Genomic DNA, 17,989 nt, shown 5'->3' with positions numbered 1-17,989 from the left:
TATTACGCGTTATCGCCAAACCAACAGATATTACGTGCAGCCATTATCAGCTCGCCGGCTTGCTCATCGCTAAGCCCTTCAATATCTGCCAGATCATCGATACCCTGCTCGGCAAGATCTTCCAGCGTACACACACCGCGCGCAGCCAATTTAAATGCCATGCTACGTTCCAGACCAGCCAGATTCAGCAGATCATCAGCGGGTTTTTGGTCGCCAAGACTTTCTTCTTGTGCCAGGGCCTGCGTGGTCAATGCAGCTTTGGCGCGGTCACGCAGCGCTTCAACCGTATCTTCGTCAAGACCATCGATTTCCAGAAGTTCTTTCATTGGCACGTAAGCCAATTCTTCCAGAGAAGAGAAACCTTCCTCTACCAAGATGGTGGCAAAGTCTTCATCGATATCAAGATATTTGGTGAAGGTATCAATAGCGGCATGAGCCTCGGCCTGATGCTTGGCCTGAAGATCGTCCGCTGTCATTACGTTCAGTTCCCAGCCACTCAGCTGTGCCGCTAAACGTACATTCTGGCCATTACGGCCAATTGCCTGTGCCAGGTTACTGGCTTCAACGGCAACATCCATTGTGTGTTTGTCTTCATCAACCACAATTGACGCAACATCAGCTGGCGCCATGGCATTAATAACAAACTGGGCTGGATTATCATCCCACAATACAATATCAATGCGCTCGCCGCCAAGTTCGCTAGAAACAGCCTGAACACGGGCACCACGCATACCAACACAAGCACCGACCGGGTCGATACGTTTGTCGTTGGTTTTAACCGCAATTTTAGCACGCGAACCAGGATCACGGGCAGCGGCTTTAATTTCGATCAATTCTTCGCCGATTTCTGGCACTTCAATGCGGAACAGTTCAATCAGCATCTCAGGGCGTGAACGGCTGACAAACAGCTGAGCACCGCGAGCTTCTGGACGAACATCGTACAAAACACCACGGATACGGTCGCCTGGACGGAAGTTTTCACGCGGTAACATGTCTTCGCGGTTAATAACAGCTTCGGCATTATGACCCAGATCCAGTGCAATACTGTCGCGGTTAACTTTCTTAACCGTACCAGTAACAATCTCACCTAAATATTGGCGGAATTGTTCAACCACCATAGCCCGCTCAGCTTCACGCACTTTTTGTACGATAACTTGCTTGGCAGTTTGGGTTGTAATGCGGTCAAAAGTGACAGATTCAATCTGATCTTCAACATAATCGCCCAACTGGAGCGATGGATCTTCATACTGAGCCGCGTCTAACGTAATTTCGCGAGTTGGCATCGTGACTTCGTCAACGGCAACCCAACGACGGAAGGTGTCGAAATCACCGGTTTTACGGTCGATACTGACGCGAACTTCAATTTCTTGTTCGTATTTTTTCTTGGTCGCTGTCGCTAGAGCGGTTTCCAACGCCTCAAAAATCTTCTCGCGCGGAAGGGATTTCTCATTGGAAACTGCTTCTACAACAGCCAGAATCTCTTTGTTCATCCTAGTTGCCTCATCCAAACTTTAAAAGTGGGGTACCAGGTTCGCTTTCTGGATGTTGCTCAGCGCGAACACTTCATCTTTTCCATCCACAGTAACCGTGATCATTTCACCATCAACGGCTTTGATAATGCCCTGCCATTTACGGCGGTTCTGCATAGCCATACGCAAGACCAAAGTAACTTCTTCACCAAGGTAACGAGTATAGTGTTCAGCAGTGAACATTGGGCGTTCAAGGCCCGGAGAGGAAACTTCTAAGTTGTAAGCGACCGTAATGGGATCTTCGACATCCAAGACAGCGCTGACCTGGTGGCTGACATCAGCACAAGCATCAACAGTGATTCCGTCGTCACTATCAATATAGATTCGTAGCGTCGATTGGCGCCCCCGGATGAACTCGATGCCGACTAATTCATAGCCTAAGGCCTCTACCGGTGCTGAAATTATCTCTGTTAACTTTTGTTCTAATGTGGACAAGCCCACCCCCAAGACATAAAAAAAGGGCCTAATAGCCCAGTGATTCTGCTGTCAAATAACAAAAAACCCCGAAATTCGGGGCTTTATGCAACTGGACCCTGTTTGCCGCAAAGCGGCTTCGGTACAACTTTCTGACAAGTATTTTTTTCAAATTGAAATCGAAAGTATCTGAGGTCTACCGAATACAACATTTGAAAAAAAACACTTTAGGAAAGTGGTTGCGGGGGCCGGATTTGAACCGACGACCTTCGGGTTATGAGCCCGACGAGCTACCAGGCTGCTCCACCCCGCGTCCGAAAACGTGGCAAATATTACGTTGATAACGACAAAAAAGCAAGTTATCTGTCTGATTTGGTACCGAGGACGGGACTTGAACCCGTAAGCCCAATCGGGCACTACCACCTCAAGGTAGCGTGTCTACCAATTCCACCACCCCGGCACTGATTCAAATGGTTGTTTTTACTGATTAAGTCGTCACAACCACTTTAAAACTTTCTTTCTATTTCTGACTACTAACTGCTTTTGAAACATTACTGCGGGATATCACTACTCGGCTTAGTCGGCGCTACGGGTGCTGTAGTCTGCTCAGATTTTGCTGGCTGACCCAGATTTTCCCACTCGCTGCCTTTATTGCCCTGGTTGGTGCTCATATTGCCCAAAATCAAGCTAATGACGAAAAACAGCGCCGCCAATACAGCCGTCATGCGGGTCATAAAGTTACCGGAACCATTCGAACCGAACAGAGTTGCAGAAGCACCTGCTCCGAATGAGGCTCCCATATCCGCGCCTTTACCTTGCTGCAACATGATCAGAGCAACTAGCCCAATCGAAATCAGCAAGAAAATAACCAGAAGAGCTTCGTACATAGTTGTACCTGTATCCTTGCGGGTTCACCGCATGCCAAATGCTTCTCACCCATCAAGCGGGGGACTTATTCACCCACTTAAGCGGGTGTGAATACTAACCAAAGCGTCTAGTACACGCAAGGGCAATTTCATTACATAGGTTTATTTGCGGAAAAAAACGTCAAGTTATTCAACTTCAGCATAATTTACAGGGGAGAGTACCCCCCTCCCCCGCTAAAAAATCATTATCCTGCCGCTTTTACCGCATCAGCAATCCGATTCGCCATTTCAGAAATCAGTGCCTCTTCAGCATCACCTTCAACCATCACTCGGATTAATGGTTCAGTACCTGACTTACGCAACAGAACTCGGCCACGGTCGCCCAATTCTTTTTCAACCTGGCGGGTCACTTCTTCAACTGAGTCTGATTTCAGTGGATTATGATCACCAGAGAAACGCACATTGACCAGAATTTGTGGCAATAACTTCATACCGCTGCACAAATCGTGCAAGCTCATATGGTTACGCACCATCGCAGTCAGCACCTGTAAACCAGCCACAATACCATCACCAGTGGTGGTTTTATCCAACAGGATTACGTGGCCTGAGTTTTCAGCACCAATTCTCCAGCCTTTTTCCTGCATAGCTTCCAGCACGTAGCGGTCACCTACTTTAGCGCGAACAAACGGAATGCCCAGCTCTTTCAATGCCAGTTGCAACCCCATATTGCTCATCAGAGTACCGACAGCACCGCCTTTCAATTGGCCTTGACGTAAACCTTCACGAGCAATGATATAGAGGATTTGGTCGCCATCAACCTTATTACCCAAGTGATCGACCATCATCAGCCGGTCACCGTCGCCGTCAAATGCCAGCCCAACATGCGCTTTTTCAGCAAGAACACGTTCTTGCAGCAAGCGAACATCTGTGGCACCACATTTTTCGTTAATATTCATACCATCCGGCTCACAGCCGATAGTAATGACGGTTGCACCTAGCTCGCGCAATACGCTTGGCGCAATGTGATAAGTTGCGCCATTAGCGCAATCAACCACAATTTTCAGCTCATTCAAGCTGAGTTCGCTCGGGAATGTCCCTTTGCAAAACTCAATGTAACGACCCGCAGCATCCACGATACGGTTGGCTTTGCCCAGTTCCGCAGATTCTACACAAGTTAATGGTTTTTCCATCTCGGCTTCAATCGCCTCTTCCACATCATCAGGCAATTTAGTGCCGTCAATTGAGAAGAATTTAATGCCATTATCATAGAAAGGATTATGGGATGCCGAAATAACGATGCCCGCTTCTGCACGGAAAGTTCGCGTCAAATAAGCGACGGCAGGGGTCGGCATCGGACCGGTAAATGAGGCTGATAGCCCCGCAGCAGCCAGGCCTGCTTCGAGTGCTGATTCCAGCATATAGCCAGAAATGCGCGTATCTTTACCGATGATAATTTTACGAGAACCATGTCGAGCCAGAACTTTACCGGCAGCCCAGCCGAGCTTTAATACAAAATCTGGCGTAATCGGGCTGTCACCCACTTTGCCGCGAATGCCATCTGTACCAAAGTATTTACGGTTACTCATAATTTTTATTTATCCCTTCGCTGAAAGTGTTGCCTCGACGATACGCATCGCCTCGACAGTTTCTTTGACATCATGCACCCTGACAATCTGCGCGCCTTGCATTGCGGCAATGACAGCGCAAGCGACACTCCCGATAACCCGTTGTTGTGGCGGGACATTTAATAGCTGCCCAACCATAGATTTTCGTGACATCCCGACTAATAATGGCAGATCAAAATGGTGAAGCTCGGCCAACCGTGCCAGTAGTTGATAATTATGCGCCAGATTTTTACCGAAACCGAAGCCTGGGTCGAGTAACAATTTACTTTTTGCGATACCGCCCGCAACACAACGGTCAATATGGTGCTTAAAAAACTGATTTATATCAGTCATAAGATCATCGTAATGAGGGGACTGCTGCATACTTTGTGGCTGCCCTTGCATATGCATCAGGCACACCGGCAAGCCGGTTTTTGCCACAGCTTCAAGCGCACCGGGTTCTTGCAACGAACGAATATCATTGATTAGGTGAGCGCCGACACGAGCTGATTCAGTGATTACCGCCGCTTTGGATGTATCTACAGATAACCAAACATCAAAACGTTTCGCCAATGCTTCCACGACAGGCACGACTCGATCAAGCTCTTCTTGCTCACTAACTTCAGCCGCACCGGGGCGAGTGGACTCACCACCAATATCAATTAGAGTAGCACCCGCTGATAACATCAGTTGGGCGTGTTGTAATGCTTTATCAAGATTATTGTGATGCCCACCATCTGAAAATGAATCTGGTGTGACATTCAGGATACCCATAACCTGTGGGCGAGTGAGGTCCAACGTCAGACCTCTGGCCGTTAAATGCATACTATTGCGCCTTAAAAAAAGAAAAACCCCGAGCAAGCCCGAGGTTTATATTAATCACAACGCTTTATACTCGGTATACTTCAAGCTACATGTGCGTTGGCTGCTATCTCTCACCCGAATCATTGACTGGCGTCAACTCATCGGGATTATGAGCCTCATCAGAGGCTCACCCTGCGGGCCAGCGCAAGCGCCGTTCAAAATGGTTTGCAACCAATTTGTCATTCACTTGCCGCCTTCCCGCAACTCGAATTATTTAGAGTATAGATACCAACAGTAGACTTACTTATCGCCCAACTGCTCTGACATAGTATTGCCCGGCGTTGGTGTATGTGGCTCATCAACCGGCGTTGGTGCCTTTGGCGTACTATCGTTGTCAGATGATTTAGTCTTGTTCGCATCATCCCAACCCGCTGGCGGGCGGACTTCTTTGCGATTCATCAAGTCATCAATCTGTGGCGCATCAATAGTTTCATACTTCATCAAAGCATCTTTCATGGTATGCAGAACATCCATGTTTTCCATCAGCAAAGTACGTGCGCGCTGATAGTTACGCTCGACAAGTAATTTAACTTCCTGATCAATAATACGCGCTGTTTCATCGGACATGTGCTTGGCTTTCGCAACAGAACGGCCAAGGAACACTTCGCCCTCTTCTTCAGCATACAACAACGGCCCCAGTTTCTCGGAGAAGCCCCACTGCGTTACCATGTTACGCGCGATAGACGTGGCAACTTTGATATCATTCGATGCACCGGTAGATACTTTTTCCGGGCCATAAATGATTTCTTCAGCAAGACGACCACCATACAAAGTCGAGATCTGGCTTTCCAGTTTCTGACGGCTGGCACTGATGGCATCACCTTCCGGCAAGAAGAATGTTACACCCAATGCACGACCACGTGGAATAATGGTCACTTTATGTACTGGGTCATGCTCAGGTACCAAGCGACCGATAATCGCATGCCCTGCTTCATGGTATGCCGTTGATTCTTTCTGCGCTTCTGTCATTACCATGGAGCGACGTTCCGCACCCATCATAATTTTGTCTTTCGCTTTCTCAAACTCAGACATTGAAACGACACGTTTGTTACCGCGAGCGGCAAACAATGCGGCTTCGTTGACCAGGTTAGCCAAGTCAGCACCAGAGAAGCCTGGTGTACCACGAGCGATTACGGAAGCATCAATATCGGTATCTAATGGCACGCGACGCATGTGGACTTTCAAAATCTGTTCACGACCGCGAACATCCGGTAAACCCACCACAACCTGACGGTCAAAACGGCCTGGACGCAGTAACGCCGGGTCAAGCACGTCTGGACGGTTAGTTGCCGCGATGACGATGATGCCTTCATTACCTTCAAAGCCATCCATCTCAACCAGCATTTGGTTCAGAGTCTGTTCACGTTCGTCGTGACCGCCACCCAGACCTGCGCCACGCTGACGGCCTACCGCATCAATTTCATCGATAAAGATGATACAAGGCGCGGCTTTCTTAGCCTGTTCAAACATGTCACGGACACGGGATGCACCCACACCAACAAACATTTCTACGAAGTCAGAACCCGAAATGGTGAAGAATGGCACTTTAGCTTCACCTGCAATGGCTTTCGCCAACAAGGTTTTACCCGTCCCCGGAGGGCCGACCATCAATACGCCTTTCGGAATTTTACCGCCCAATTTCTGGAAACGGCTTGGCTCGCGTAGGTATTCAACCAGTTCACTGACTTCTTCTTTTGCTTCGTCACAACCGGCGACATCAGCAAAAGAAGTTTTTATCTGATCTTCTGTCAGCATTCGGGCTTTGCTCTTGCCAAAGGACATTGCCCCTTTGCCGCCGCCGCCCTGCATTTGACGCATAAAGAAGATCCAGACCCCAATCAGCAACAGCATTGGGAACCAGGAAATAAAGATAGAGGCCAGCAAGCTCGGCTCTTCCGGTGGCTCACCAACAACTTTCACATTTTTAGTCAATAAGACATCTAACAGCTTTGGATCGTTGACCGGAATGAAAGTCGTATATTTGCTGTTATCTTTCTTACTGACGTTAATTTCACGTCCATTGATACGTGCTTCACGAACCTGATCTTGGGTTACGTCGGACATGAAAGTAGAGTAATCCACTCTACGACCATTCGATTCGCTGGGTCCAAAGCTCTGGAATACAGACATCAATACGACTGCAATAACTAACCAGAGTATTAGGTTTTTCGCCATGTCACTCAAGGGATTAACCTCATATTACAACTGTGTTAACAAACAGCGTTAGGGTACTACAGTTTCCGCCCTGTCGCTACAATGTACACTTCACGCGATCGCGCACGAGAAGCGTCTGGCTTACGAATCTTAACTTTCGTAAACAGGGAGCGAATTTCCCGTAGGTATTCATCAAAGCCATCTCCCTGGAACACTTTCACCAAGAAACTTCCGCCTGGTGCAAGTACATCACGACACATTTCCAAAGCTAATTCAACCAGATACATTGATTTAGGTATATCAACTGCCGGAGTACCACTCATATTCGGGGCCATATCAGACATGACCACCTGAACCTTTTTATCCCCAACACGCTCAAGTAAAGCTTTCAGAACCAGTTCATCACGAAAGTCGCCCTGAAGGAAATCGACACCAACGATAGGATCCATTGGTAGAAGATCACATGCGATGACTCGCCCTTTACCGCCGATCTGGGTTACAACATATTGAGACCAACCTCCGGGTGCAGCGCCTAAATCGACAACTGTCATACCGGGTTTAAAAAGTTTATCGTTTTGTTGTATTTCATCAAGTTTAAACCAGGCACGGGAGCGAAGCCCCTTTTTCTGTGCCTGAATGACATATTTATCGCTAAAGTGTTCTTGTAACCAGCGACTCGAGCTACCTGAACGCTTTTTATTAGACATCTCTTTTTCCAACTATCTTAATTAAGAGTCCGCGCATCTATTGCTTAGCTCGCGTAAACTCCCTCTCGGCGTAGACCGATTTGGTGATACACATGAGATGGCGGTAGAATGAACCGTTTTCAATCCCAACTTAAGCAAAAAAGACGATGAATCTGAATAACAAACAAAAACAGCACCTGAAAAGCTTGGCCCATCCATTAAAGCCAGTAGTCATGTTAGGCAATAACGGATTAACCGAAGGGGTGCTGGCTGAAATCGAACAAACGCTGGAACATCATGAACTTATTAAGGTGAAGATCACTGCTGAAGAGCGTGAAACCAAAGCCCTAATTGCTGATGCCATCGTGCGTGAGACCGGTGCCGTTAACGTCCAAATCATCGGTAATATTTTAGTGCTCTATCGTCCAGCAAAAGAGCGCAAAATTATTTTACCGCGTTAATGACGCTTGTTTTAGAGAAAAGGTGCCATGCACTTTGTTCTGATAAAAGGCCGCAAGCGGCCTTTTACTTTTCTTTACAACTTCATTTTTTATAAATAATGCATGCTTACTGTTCAGTTGAACAAGTATTACACATAATCTACGGTAAGAATTTCATATTCTACTTCGCCACCTGGAGTACGGATAACCACCACGTCATCGACTTCTTTACCAATCAGGCCACGAGCAATGGGTGAGTTAACTGAAATAAGATTTTGTTTAAAATCAGCTTCGTCATCACCCACAATCCGGTATTGCTGCTCTTCTTCAGAAACCACATTTAATACACGCACAGTGGAACCAAAAATAACGCGGCCATTATTTGGCATTTTGGTGATATCAATCACCTGCGCATTAGAGAGCTTCGCTTCTATTTCTTGAATGCGACCCTCACAGAACCCTTGCTGCTCGCGGGCTGCGTGATATTCCGCATTTTCTTTTAAGTCGCCATGTTCACGGGCAGTAGCGATATCAGCAATAATTTTAGGGCGACGAACGCCTTTTAAAAAATCCAGCTCTTCGCGCAATTTTTCTGCGCCATTTACCGTCATCGGAATCTGTTTCATCTTTTAAATACCTCTAAATCTATCCTGTTCAAAAAACCGTCATCCTAACGTTTTCGAATGAAAATGCGGCAAGCCTGATACTTTACCCGCCTCCGGGCGATAAACAAAAAAATCACCCCCGGAGCTAAAACCCCAAGTCAGGATCAATTTTGCATTTTGATATGCATTTTAACGTAGAGTTCCTTTAGGGTCATCGTTTACTTTCGCCCTCGTTGCACCGTAGTATGGCAACACGTTATTCAGCAGTTATATCGAAATTATGCATTTTTCACGAATTGTCAGTGGATTGGCCTGTGCTATTGCGATCAATATCAGCATATCTAATGCCAATGCGGCTCAAGTTGAGAATTACACACAATATCTGCCTGATGGGGCAAATCTTGCGTTAGTCGTGCAAAAAATCGGGGCCACAACCCCGGCAATAGACTATCACGCCCAGCAGATGGCATTACCTGCCAGTACGCAAAAGGTCCTGACCGCGCTGGCGGCATTGCTGCAACTTGGCCCAGATTTTCGCTTTAATACCACATTGGAAAGCCACGCCACAATCACGGACGGTGTATTACGCGGCAATTTAATTGCTCGTTTTGACGGAGATCCCACCTTAACACGCCAACAGTTGCGTAATATGGTGGCGACACTCAGAAAATCGGGCGTAAAACAAATCGCCGGTGATTTGATTATCGATACGTCGGTTTTTGCCAGCCATGATAAAGCCCCAGGTTGGCCGTGGAACGACATGACGCAATGCTTTAGCGCCCCGCCAGCTGCGGCGATTGTCGACCGGAATTGTTTTTCAGTCTCCCTTTACAGCGCCCCGAACCCGGGCGACATGGCATTTATCCGAGTCGCATCTTATTACCCGGTGCAGATGTTCAGTGAAGTCCGCACCTTAGCCAAAGGTTCGCCTGATGCGCAATATTGCGAATTAGATGTGGTGCCCGGTGAGTTAAACCGGTTCACACTGACGGGTTGCCTGACACAACGCAGTGAGCCGCTGCCCTTGGCTTTCGCAATACAAAATGGTGCCAGCTATGCCGGGGCTATTTTGAAGGATGAATTGAAGAAAGCTGACATCCAAATTGATGGCAGCTTGCGCCGTCAAACTACGCCAAATCCAGCGGGTACCCTGTTAGCTCAAGCGCAATCAGCGCCGCTACATGACTTATTGAAAATCATGTTGAAAAAGTCTGACAACATGATTGCGGACACGGTATTTAGAACTATTGGTCATCAGCGGTTTGGGGTGCCAGGGACATGGCGCGCTGGTGCTGATGCTGTACGCCAAGTATTGCGCCAAAAAGCGGGTGTAGACCTCGGAAATAGTATTGTCGTGGATGGGTCTGGCTTATCACGGCATAACCTTATTTCACCGGCAACCATGATGCAGGCGTTGCAATATATTGCTCAGCACGATCAAGAACTTAACTTTATTTCGATGCTACCATTATCAGGCTACGACGGCACATTACGTTATCGTGGCGGGCTACACGAAGCCGGGGTTGACGGCAAGGTTTCAGCGAAAACAGGTGCCTTGCAAGGTGTGTACAATCTGGCCGGATTTATGACTACCGCCAGTGGGCAGCGTATGGCCTTTGTACAATTTTTATCTGGCTACGCGGTCCCACCTGAAGACCAAAAAAATCGTCGGGCGCCATTAGTTCGTTTCGAAAGTCGCCTGTATAAAGACATTTATCAGAATAACTAAAACTCTTATTAGAGCAGCTAAAAATCATGAAACTACTGATTGTTGAAGATGATGAACTGCTACAACGAGGGATCGCCATGGCGCTGACTGGCGCGGGCTATCCCTGTGACTGCGCGGGTACCGCCGCAGAGGCGCACAGTTTGTTGCTCACCAGTCAATACAGCATGGTGATTCTTGACCTCGGTTTACCGGATCAAGACGGTGCCGTATTACTTCGTCAATGGCGGCGCGAGCAGGTCACGCTACCGGTGCTTATCCTGACAGCGCGAGATGCACTTGAGGACAGAGTTGACGGGCTGGATGCCGGTGCTGACGATTATCTGATAAAACCTTTCGCCCTCGCAGAGTTACTGGCCCGTGTTCGCGCGTTGATCCGCCGCTATCAAGGGCAAAGTGACAATCTGGTCCAGCAAGATGACCTGAGTCTTAATCTGTCTACCCAGCAAGTGTGTTTGCAGGGCCAACCGCTGGAAGTCACACCCAAAGAATTTGCGATTCTCACACGCTTAATTATGCGAGCCGGCCAAACAGTCAATCGTGAATTGTTGCAACAAGATCTGTATACCTGGAATGACGATCTCGGCTCCAATACGCTGGAAGTGCATATTCACAATCTGCGGCGTAAATTGGGTAAAGACAGGATCCGGACAGTCCGGGGCATTGGCTATCGACTGGAAGCACTATGATGATCAGTATGCGCCGCCGTCTCATTTTAATGCTGGCGTTAATATTACTGATTACTCAGTTGATCAGCGCGTTTTGGTTATGGCATGAAAGCCAAGAGCAAATCAGCTTTCTGGTCGATGAAACCCTAAGTGCCAAAGTGCGCAATGAGCGGGTTGATACCGAAATCGCCGAAGCCATTGCCTCACTGCTTGCGCCGTCACTCATCATGATGGCTATCACCCTGCTGCTCTCTTTTTGGGCAATCAGTTGGATTATTCGGCCACTGGACCAATTACAGCAGAAACTGGCCGAGCGCTCCGCCGATAATCTGACGCCCGTCATTGTTAACAGTGATATGCAAGAAATTGTCTCGGTCACCTCGACCCTTAATCAGCTGCTATCCCGGCTCTCTAATACTATTCAACAGGAGCGCCTATTCACCGCCGATGCTGCGCACGAGCTGCGCACTCCGCTTGCCGGTATTCGGCTGCATCTTGAATTGATGGAACAACAAGGTATTGCTGAAAGCAAACCGCTTATCAGCCGGATTGATTTATTAATACATACCATTGAGCAATTATTGATGTTGTCGAGGGCTGGGCAGAATTTTGCCAGCGGCCTTTATCAAACTCTCGATTGGATAGAAAACGTGGTGCAGCCACTGAAAGAAGAACTGGAGGAAATGTGTGCTCAGCGCCAGCAAACCCTACACTGGTCACTTCCCCCAGATGCTCAGACTCAGGGCGACGCTACATTGCTGCGTTTGATGCTGCGTAATTTGGTTGAGAATGCACATCGTTACAGCCCGGTCGGCAGCCAAATATCAGTCAAACTCGCGACCGAAGCACAGGGCATCCTGTTGCAAGTCATTGATGAGGGGCCGGGAATAAAGCAGGAACAAGCAGGGGAACTGACTCAGGCGTTTCGCCGTATGGATCAGCGCTATGGCGGCAGCGGCTTAGGGTTGAATATTGTGATCCGAATTGCCCAACTGCACCAAGGCCGCCTAACGCTGGAAAATCGCACTGACCGCTCCGGGTTAAAAGCACAATGTTGGATACCGACGACCACCCATAGCTAAAGTCAGCAATTCAAATATCAACTTTGTCATCGTCTGTTTTATCAACAAAAAGGCCACCATGAAAGGTAGCCTTTGTTTCAATTATGCTTTACTAACAAACTACAACGGGCAAATTAGCGTTCGTAGATAAACTCTATGCCGTCATCGTCTTCTTCATCCCAATCATCGTCTTCATCTTCTGCTTCAGCTTCCACTTCAGCCAGTTGCTCACGGTGATAGTCATCCCACATGAATTCAACTTTTTCTGGCGCGCTTTCAGCAATAGCCATCTCTTTGGGTTGCGAGTTAATGAAGTTCATTACATCCCAGCACAGCGCATTCACGTTGTCGCGATTGGCAGCCGAGATCATATAATACTTATCTTCCCATCCCAGAGCTTCTACAATGGCCTTAGCGCGTGCTTCAGCTTCTTCAGGGTCTAGCAGGTCAATCTTATTGAAAACAAGCCAGCGTGGCTTCTTAGCCAGATTTTCACTGTATTGCTGCAACTCATTAATAATGACTTTGGCATTTTGAACCGGATCAGATTCATCAATGGGTGCCAAATCAACTAAGTGCAGCAGCACGCGGCAACGTTCCAAATGTTTTAGGAAACGGATACCCAAGCCAGCACCTTCTGAAGCGCCTTCAATCAAACCAGGAATATCGGCAACCACAAAGCTCTGCTCGTAATCCATACGCACCACACCCAAGCTTGGGATTAGAGTGGTAAATGGATAATCAGCAACTTTTGGTTTAGCAGCAGAAACCGCGCGGATAAAGGTTGATTTACCAGCATTCGGTAACCCCAGCATCCCAACATCAGCCAGCAGCAACAGCTCTAACGTCAAATCACGGGTCTCGCCTTCAGTCCCCATAGTTTTCTGGCGCGGAGCACGGTTAACTGAGGATTTGAAACGGGCATTACCTAATCCGTGGAAACCGCCTTTTGCGACCATCTGGCGCTGACCATGGCGGGTCATATCGCCGACAATCTCACCGGTTCCCTGATCCAGTATGCGGGTACCCACCGGGACTTTAATGGTGATGTCTTTACCCCGTTTACCGGTACAGTCACGGCTCTGACCATTCTGCCCACGTTCAGCACGGAAAGATTTCACAAAATGGTAATCAATCAGTGTGTTGAGGTTTTCATCAGCCAGCAGGTAAATGTCGCCACCGTCGCCACCATCGCCACCATCAGGGCCACCATTAGGGATATATTTTTCGCGACGGAAACTGACACAACCGTTACCACCGTCACCGGCTACAACCAAAATCGTAGCTTCATCAACAAACTTCATTTACTTTCTCCGTAAATCATTCACCAGGCTGCTATTTTTGCGCAGCAACCGGGTTTATCTCTGTCCGACGTGGCCACCAACGGTGCCCAATTGCGGAAAACATTGCACCTGCCACTACCACGAATGCGCCTACATATCCCACAAAGTTGAGAGAGGGTGCGGCGAACATATCTGGCCAGGCCAGCGCCAATAAAATTGAAAAAAACAAGGTAAATAGCGGCGTCAATGTGACGAGCGCACTTACCTGCGCTGCCTGCCAGCGCGCCATGGCCTCAGCCAAAGCACCATAACCAATCAGGGTATTAACCCCACAAAATAGTAAACAGGCAAACTGCCACCCATTTAGCTGAAAAATAACGGCTGGCTTTGCTAATGGGAATAATGCAATTGCACATAAAGTGTACAACAATAATAAGATTTGTTGCGATGCCATACGCCTTAATAGCACCTTCTGGGCAACACCATAACTCACCCAGACAACCGCTGCACAAACACCCAATGCCACGCCAAGAGTGTAATCAGTCAAACGGGTAAAAATTTCATGCAAACTGGTGTTAAAAAATAACATCAGGCCACAAATCAGCATAATCGCACCAATAACCTGATTGATGCGCATCCGCTCTTTTAAAATCAGCACACTGGCAACCATCATCCCAACGGGGGAAAGTTGCCCGATGACCTGAGATGTGGTCGGGCTGAGATATTGTAATGATGAACTGAAGAAGATGAAATTCCCCAGCAAGCCACAGGTCGCAATAATCAGTAATACCAGCCAGCGACGTTGGCGAAAAAGTTTAAGAGAGGGCAACTGACGGCGTGAAGCCAGAATAATCCCCAAGCCGATAGCCGCCATCATAAAACGATACCAAACAATGGTATAAGGCTCCATGACCTCGAGCACTTGCTTCATTGCAATCGGCAAGGCACCCCAGAATACGGCAGTGGTCAGTGCCAAAAAAATACCTAAACCAGCCTGCTGCTTCGTATCCATTTTTTACCAGGGGGGTTAACCCAGAAATGTAAAAAGCCCCGCAACGAAATTGCAGGGCTTACATCTATTTACAGGACGCGAAAAACTTATTCAGCTTCGATGCTGATAAATTTACGGTTTTTCGGACCTTTAACTTCGAACTTGACTTTACCGTCAGCCAAAGCAAACAGAGTATGGTCTTTGCCGCAACCAACGTTGATGCCTGCATGGAACTTAGTGCCACGCTGACGAACGATGATGCTGCCTGCCAGAACTGCTTCGCCGCCAAAACGTTTTACGCCAAGACGTTTACTTTCGGAGTCACGACCGTTACGAGTCGAGCCACCAGCCTTTTTATGTGCCATTTATCCGCTCTCCTAAATCTTAAGCGCTGATGCCGGTGATTTTGACATCAGTGAACCACTGACGATGACCTTGCTGCTTACGGTAATGCTTACGACGACGGAATTTAACAATCTTAATCTTCTCGCCACGACCGTGAGCAACTACTTCAGCCTTGATCTTGCCACCATCGACTAAAGGAGCGCCGATACTGATTTCTTCACCGTTAGCAATCATCAGAACTTGGTCAAACTCAACAGTTTCACCAGTTGCGATGTCCAGCTTTTCCAGGCGAATGGTCTGACCTTCGCTTACTCGGTGTTGTTTACCACCACTTTGGAAAACCGCGTACATATAAAACTCCGCTTTCCGCGCACTCCACTTTTGTAGTCCAGAGCGCACTATAAATATTCACAATAGGGCGCGAATTCTACGCAAAAATGTAGTGAATGACAAGTATATAATCAGCTCAAGAGAAGAAAAAAAGCACAGTTTCTTACATCTCGTTTATTTGATGGATTTTTCAAGTACAATCATAGTCTCAGGGAACGTCATGTAATAATGTGGGCGGTAATCTCATCGCAGTTAAAGAGAAAAACAGCTGAATATAACAATGAACCTAGAAAAAATTATCGACTTAACCGCGCCAGATATGGCGGCTGTAAACACAACCATTCTCGACCAATTGAACTCTGATGTTGTTCTCATCAATCAATTGGGCCATTACATTATCAGTGGCGGCGGCAAACGCATTCGCCCTATGATCGCTATTTTGGTGGCTCGAGCGCTCGGCTATCAAGGAACTAAACATATCACGGTCGCAGCATTGATTGAATTTATTCATACGGCCACTCTGCTGCATGATGATGTCGTCGATGAATCTGATATGCGTCGAGGTAAAGCGACGGCCAATGCCGCCTTTGGTAATGCTGCCAGCGTATTGGTGGGCGATTATATCTATACGCGCTCATTCCAGATGATGACCAGCCTTGAATCACTGCGGGTGCTGACATTGATGTCAGCAGCCACGAACGTGATTGCTGAGGGTGAGGTTTTGCAGTTAATGAACTGCAACAATCCTGACATCACTGAAGAAAACTATATGCAGGTCATCTATAGCAAGACAGCGCGCTTGTTCGAAGCGGCTTCACAGTCTGCGGCTATATTGTCTGATGCCGCACAAGAGCAGGAGCTCGCATTACAGAATTATGGCCGCTATCTGGGCACCGCTTTTCAGCTTATTGACGATTTGCTGGATTACAGCTCCGATGGCACCACTTTGGGTAAAAATACCGGTGATGACCTCAATGAAGGCAAGCCGACACTCCCCTTACTGCATGCCATGCGTAATGGGACGCCAGAGCAAGCCGTAATGATTCGGCAAGCCATTAAAGAAGGGAATGGCCGCCATTTACTCGAACCGGTATTGCTTGCCATGCAGCAGTGCGGCTCACTGGACTACACCCGCCAGCGTGCCGAAGAAGAAGCCGATAAAGCCATTGCTGCTTTGCAGGTCCTTCCTGAAAGCGAATATCGACTGGCATTGGAAGGGTTGGCTCACATTTCTGTACAACGCTCATTTTAAGAAATTATTAGGAAACTCTGGCGCCTTGCCGGAGTTTTCCTTTTGTTGGTCACCAAAACCTTGAAATACACATCAATATATTGATATTAAAAGAGTTAAATAGCCTAAACCTGTTGTATTTCATTCATGACAAAAGCTGCACCTCGCCCGCCATTATCCACACTCATCTGTCGTCAGCCGCTCTATTAAGCTTTTAGCGCCCTCACGAAAAATAAATGTGATAACTTGCTCACGCTCGGCCTCTGTAAAACGATAATAGGCTTCAACCCATAGTGCCAGCGGGTCCTGTCGCGTTGCCGTATATTGGGCAGGCTCCTCTCTTAACTGTAATGAATTCAATATGGTGACAGGTAAGCTCTCAATGTGATACTCGACAGCTTTACCCTGAACGCCACGACGGCGGCGCTGCTCCCATCCCTCACGTTTAGCCATGAGGTTGACTCCTTGTGGCGATGACGGTAACCCATCAAGACCTGCCAATTCCTTAGCGGCAAACCACTCTTTTTTCATGGTGTTGCTTCCTAATATGCGTTATGACACAAAAAAGGAATATTTAGAAAACATTTAAAATCTTTCAGAAAATAAATGTTAGTATACTTCTAAATGATTACTTTCTGTTCACCGTACGATTAACAATGTACCGTTATTTATATCACTAACACGTCAGCGGCTTAGAAAAAAAAAGGATTAAAGATGATTTTAAGGAAATCTGATTGGCACCCTGCCGACATCATTGCTGCACTACGTAAGAAAGACACCACTCTGGCGGCGGTCTCTCGAAAAGCAGGTTTAAGTTCATCCACACTTGCTAATGCATTAACACGCCCTTGGCCCAAGGGAGAATGGTTGATCGCAGAATGCCTGGACATTCATCCTTCCGAAATTTGGCCAACACGCTATTTTGATTCAAAAACCGGTGCCCTTATCGACCGAAAAGTGAGGATTCGCCAGCCTGTTGTCCAGGCATAAAATCTATGGTCACCCCCGTTTTTGCAACACCGATTTTGATTTATGATGGGCTTGCTTAAATCTATTCGGCGTCTGGTGGACAAGGATGTCCGCGCCATGATGAGTTCCGCGCCTGATGAACCTTAGGCTTCAAAGAGCCATTTTTTGTGTCAGGTTTATCATCAGGCCGCTGTGCCGTTCATGTCATCAATAATCAGTCGTC

19 protein-coding genes and 2 tRNA genes are annotated in these 17,989 nt (G+C 47.6%); 6 read left to right on the top strand and 15 right to left on the bottom strand.

The annotated features are described in order from the left end of the window. Positions 1-2 precede the first annotated feature (2 nt). The 9 genes from nusA to rlmE all read right to left on the bottom strand — a co-directional run bounded on the left by nusA (position 3) and on the right by rlmE (position 8,138). A complete protein-coding gene (gene nusA / locus FTA91_RS00955; RefSeq protein WP_145536264.1) occupies positions 3-1,490 on the bottom strand; it encodes a transcription termination factor NusA in 1,488 nt (495 codons plus the stop codon). Between the two features lie 21 nt (positions 1,491-1,511). Continuing rightward, on the bottom strand, positions 1,512-1,964 hold the full coding sequence (rimP, locus tag FTA91_RS00950; protein WP_005156279.1) for a ribosome maturation factor RimP: 453 nt from the start codon (positions 1,962-1,964) through the stop codon (positions 1,512-1,514). 215 nt (positions 1,965-2,179) lie between these two features. After that, positions 2,180-2,256 (bottom strand) — tRNA-Met (locus FTA91_RS00945). Between the two features lie 60 nt (positions 2,257-2,316). Continuing rightward, positions 2,317-2,403, bottom strand: a tRNA-Leu gene (locus FTA91_RS00940). A 91-nt stretch (positions 2,404-2,494) separates the two neighbouring features. Further along, complete coding sequence (gene secG / locus FTA91_RS00935; protein WP_050114484.1) at positions 2,495-2,830, bottom strand: preprotein translocase subunit SecG; 336 nt, start codon at positions 2,828-2,830, stop codon at positions 2,495-2,497. A 224-nt stretch (positions 2,831-3,054) separates the two neighbouring features. Next, positions 3,055-4,395 (bottom strand): phosphoglucosamine mutase, encoded by a 1,341-nt coding sequence (gene glmM, locus FTA91_RS00930; RefSeq protein WP_050114485.1) that lies wholly within the window; start codon positions 4,393-4,395, stop codon positions 3,055-3,057. Between the two features lie 9 nt (positions 4,396-4,404). After that, positions 4,405-5,238 (bottom strand): dihydropteroate synthase, encoded by an 834-nt coding sequence (gene folP, locus FTA91_RS00925; protein ID WP_050114486.1) that lies wholly within the window; start codon positions 5,236-5,238, stop codon positions 4,405-4,407. 279 nt (positions 5,239-5,517) lie between these two features. Beyond that, positions 5,518-7,452: an ATP-dependent zinc metalloprotease FtsH gene (ftsH, locus tag FTA91_RS00915; protein WP_050114487.1), complete on the bottom strand. Its 1,935-nt coding sequence runs from the start codon at positions 7,450-7,452 to the stop codon at positions 5,518-5,520. Between the two features lie 56 nt (positions 7,453-7,508). Then, positions 7,509-8,138, bottom strand: a complete 630-nt coding sequence (gene rlmE, locus FTA91_RS00910) for a 23S rRNA (uridine(2552)-2'-O)-methyltransferase RlmE (RefSeq protein ID WP_032819268.1) — start codon at positions 8,136-8,138, stop codon at positions 7,509-7,511. A 146-nt stretch (positions 8,139-8,284) separates the two neighbouring features. Here rlmE and yhbY point away from each other — a divergent pair, with 146 nt between their 5' ends. Then, on the top strand, positions 8,285-8,578 hold the full coding sequence (gene yhbY, locus FTA91_RS00905) for a ribosome assembly RNA-binding protein YhbY (protein WP_004389225.1): 294 nt from the start codon (positions 8,285-8,287) through the stop codon (positions 8,576-8,578). A gap of 128 nt (positions 8,579-8,706) precedes the next feature. On the opposite strand, the gene greA is transcribed toward yhbY, so the two are convergent. Continuing rightward, complete coding sequence (gene greA, locus FTA91_RS00900; protein ID WP_038636813.1) at positions 8,707-9,183, bottom strand: transcription elongation factor GreA; 477 nt, start codon at positions 9,181-9,183, stop codon at positions 8,707-8,709. 259 nt (positions 9,184-9,442) lie between these two features. Here greA and dacB point away from each other — a divergent pair, with 259 nt between their 5' ends. From dacB to pmrB, 3 genes are read left to right on the top strand one after another with little or no spacing between them, the layout of a single operon-like run. Continuing rightward, entirely contained in the window at positions 9,443-10,891 is a 1,449-nt protein-coding gene (dacB, locus tag FTA91_RS00895) for a serine-type D-Ala-D-Ala carboxypeptidase (RefSeq protein WP_050114489.1), read from the top strand. 26 nt (positions 10,892-10,917) lie between these two features. Continuing rightward, positions 10,918-11,577 (top strand): two-component system response regulator PmrA, encoded by a 660-nt coding sequence (pmrA, locus tag FTA91_RS00890; protein WP_050114490.1) that lies wholly within the window; start codon positions 10,918-10,920, stop codon positions 11,575-11,577. After that, positions 11,577-12,638 carry a two-component system sensor histidine kinase PmrB gene (gene pmrB, locus FTA91_RS00885; protein ID WP_050114495.1) on the top strand — a complete coding sequence of 354 codons (1,062 nt, stop codon included), beginning with the start codon at positions 11,577-11,579 and terminating at the stop codon, positions 12,636-12,638. Before pmrA ends, pmrB begins: the two co-directional genes overlap by 1 nt. A 113-nt stretch (positions 12,639-12,751) precedes the next feature. Here the strand turns inward: pmrB and cgtA are convergent, their stop codons facing one another. The 4 genes from cgtA to rplU all read right to left on the bottom strand — a co-directional run bounded on the left by cgtA (position 12,752) and on the right by rplU (position 15,587). After that, positions 12,752-13,921: an Obg family GTPase CgtA gene (gene cgtA, locus FTA91_RS00880; RefSeq protein ID WP_004389218.1), complete on the bottom strand. Its 1,170-nt coding sequence runs from the start codon at positions 13,919-13,921 to the stop codon at positions 12,752-12,754. Positions 13,922-13,952: 31 nt separating this feature from the next. Then, positions 13,953-14,912 carry a DMT family transporter gene (locus FTA91_RS00875; RefSeq protein WP_050116531.1) on the bottom strand — a complete coding sequence of 320 codons (960 nt, stop codon included), beginning with the start codon at positions 14,910-14,912 and terminating at the stop codon, positions 13,953-13,955. 86 nt (positions 14,913-14,998) lie between these two features. Then, positions 14,999-15,256, bottom strand: coding sequence for a 50S ribosomal protein L27 (rpmA, locus tag FTA91_RS00870; RefSeq protein ID WP_002210179.1), 258 nt, complete (start codon positions 15,254-15,256; stop codon positions 14,999-15,001). Between the two features lie 19 nt (positions 15,257-15,275). After that, positions 15,276-15,587, bottom strand: coding sequence for a 50S ribosomal protein L21 (gene rplU, locus FTA91_RS00865; protein ID WP_038636827.1), 312 nt, complete (start codon positions 15,585-15,587; stop codon positions 15,276-15,278). A gap of 259 nt (positions 15,588-15,846) precedes the next feature. Here rplU and ispB point away from each other — a divergent pair, with 259 nt between their 5' ends. Then, positions 15,847-16,818: an octaprenyl diphosphate synthase gene (gene ispB, locus FTA91_RS00860; protein WP_050116530.1), complete on the top strand. Its 972-nt coding sequence runs from the start codon at positions 15,847-15,849 to the stop codon at positions 16,816-16,818. Between the two features lie 153 nt (positions 16,819-16,971). Here ispB and FTA91_RS00855 read toward each other — a convergent pair whose 3' ends face one another. Continuing rightward, entirely contained in the window at positions 16,972-17,328 is a 357-nt protein-coding gene (locus FTA91_RS00855; protein WP_050116529.1) for a DNA-binding protein, read from the bottom strand. A gap of 183 nt (positions 17,329-17,511) precedes the next feature. Between FTA91_RS00855 and FTA91_RS00850 the strand changes: the two genes are divergently transcribed. After that, positions 17,512-17,787, top strand: a complete 276-nt coding sequence (locus tag FTA91_RS00850) for a helix-turn-helix domain-containing protein (protein WP_050116528.1) — start codon at positions 17,512-17,514, stop codon at positions 17,785-17,787. Positions 17,788-17,989 lie beyond the last annotated feature (202 nt).

The organism is Yersinia thracica (genome assembly GCF_902170565.1).
GTDB lineage: Bacteria > Pseudomonadota > Gammaproteobacteria > Enterobacterales > Enterobacteriaceae > Yersinia > Yersinia thracica.
This window is presented reverse-complemented; position numbering and strand designations above follow the sequence as displayed.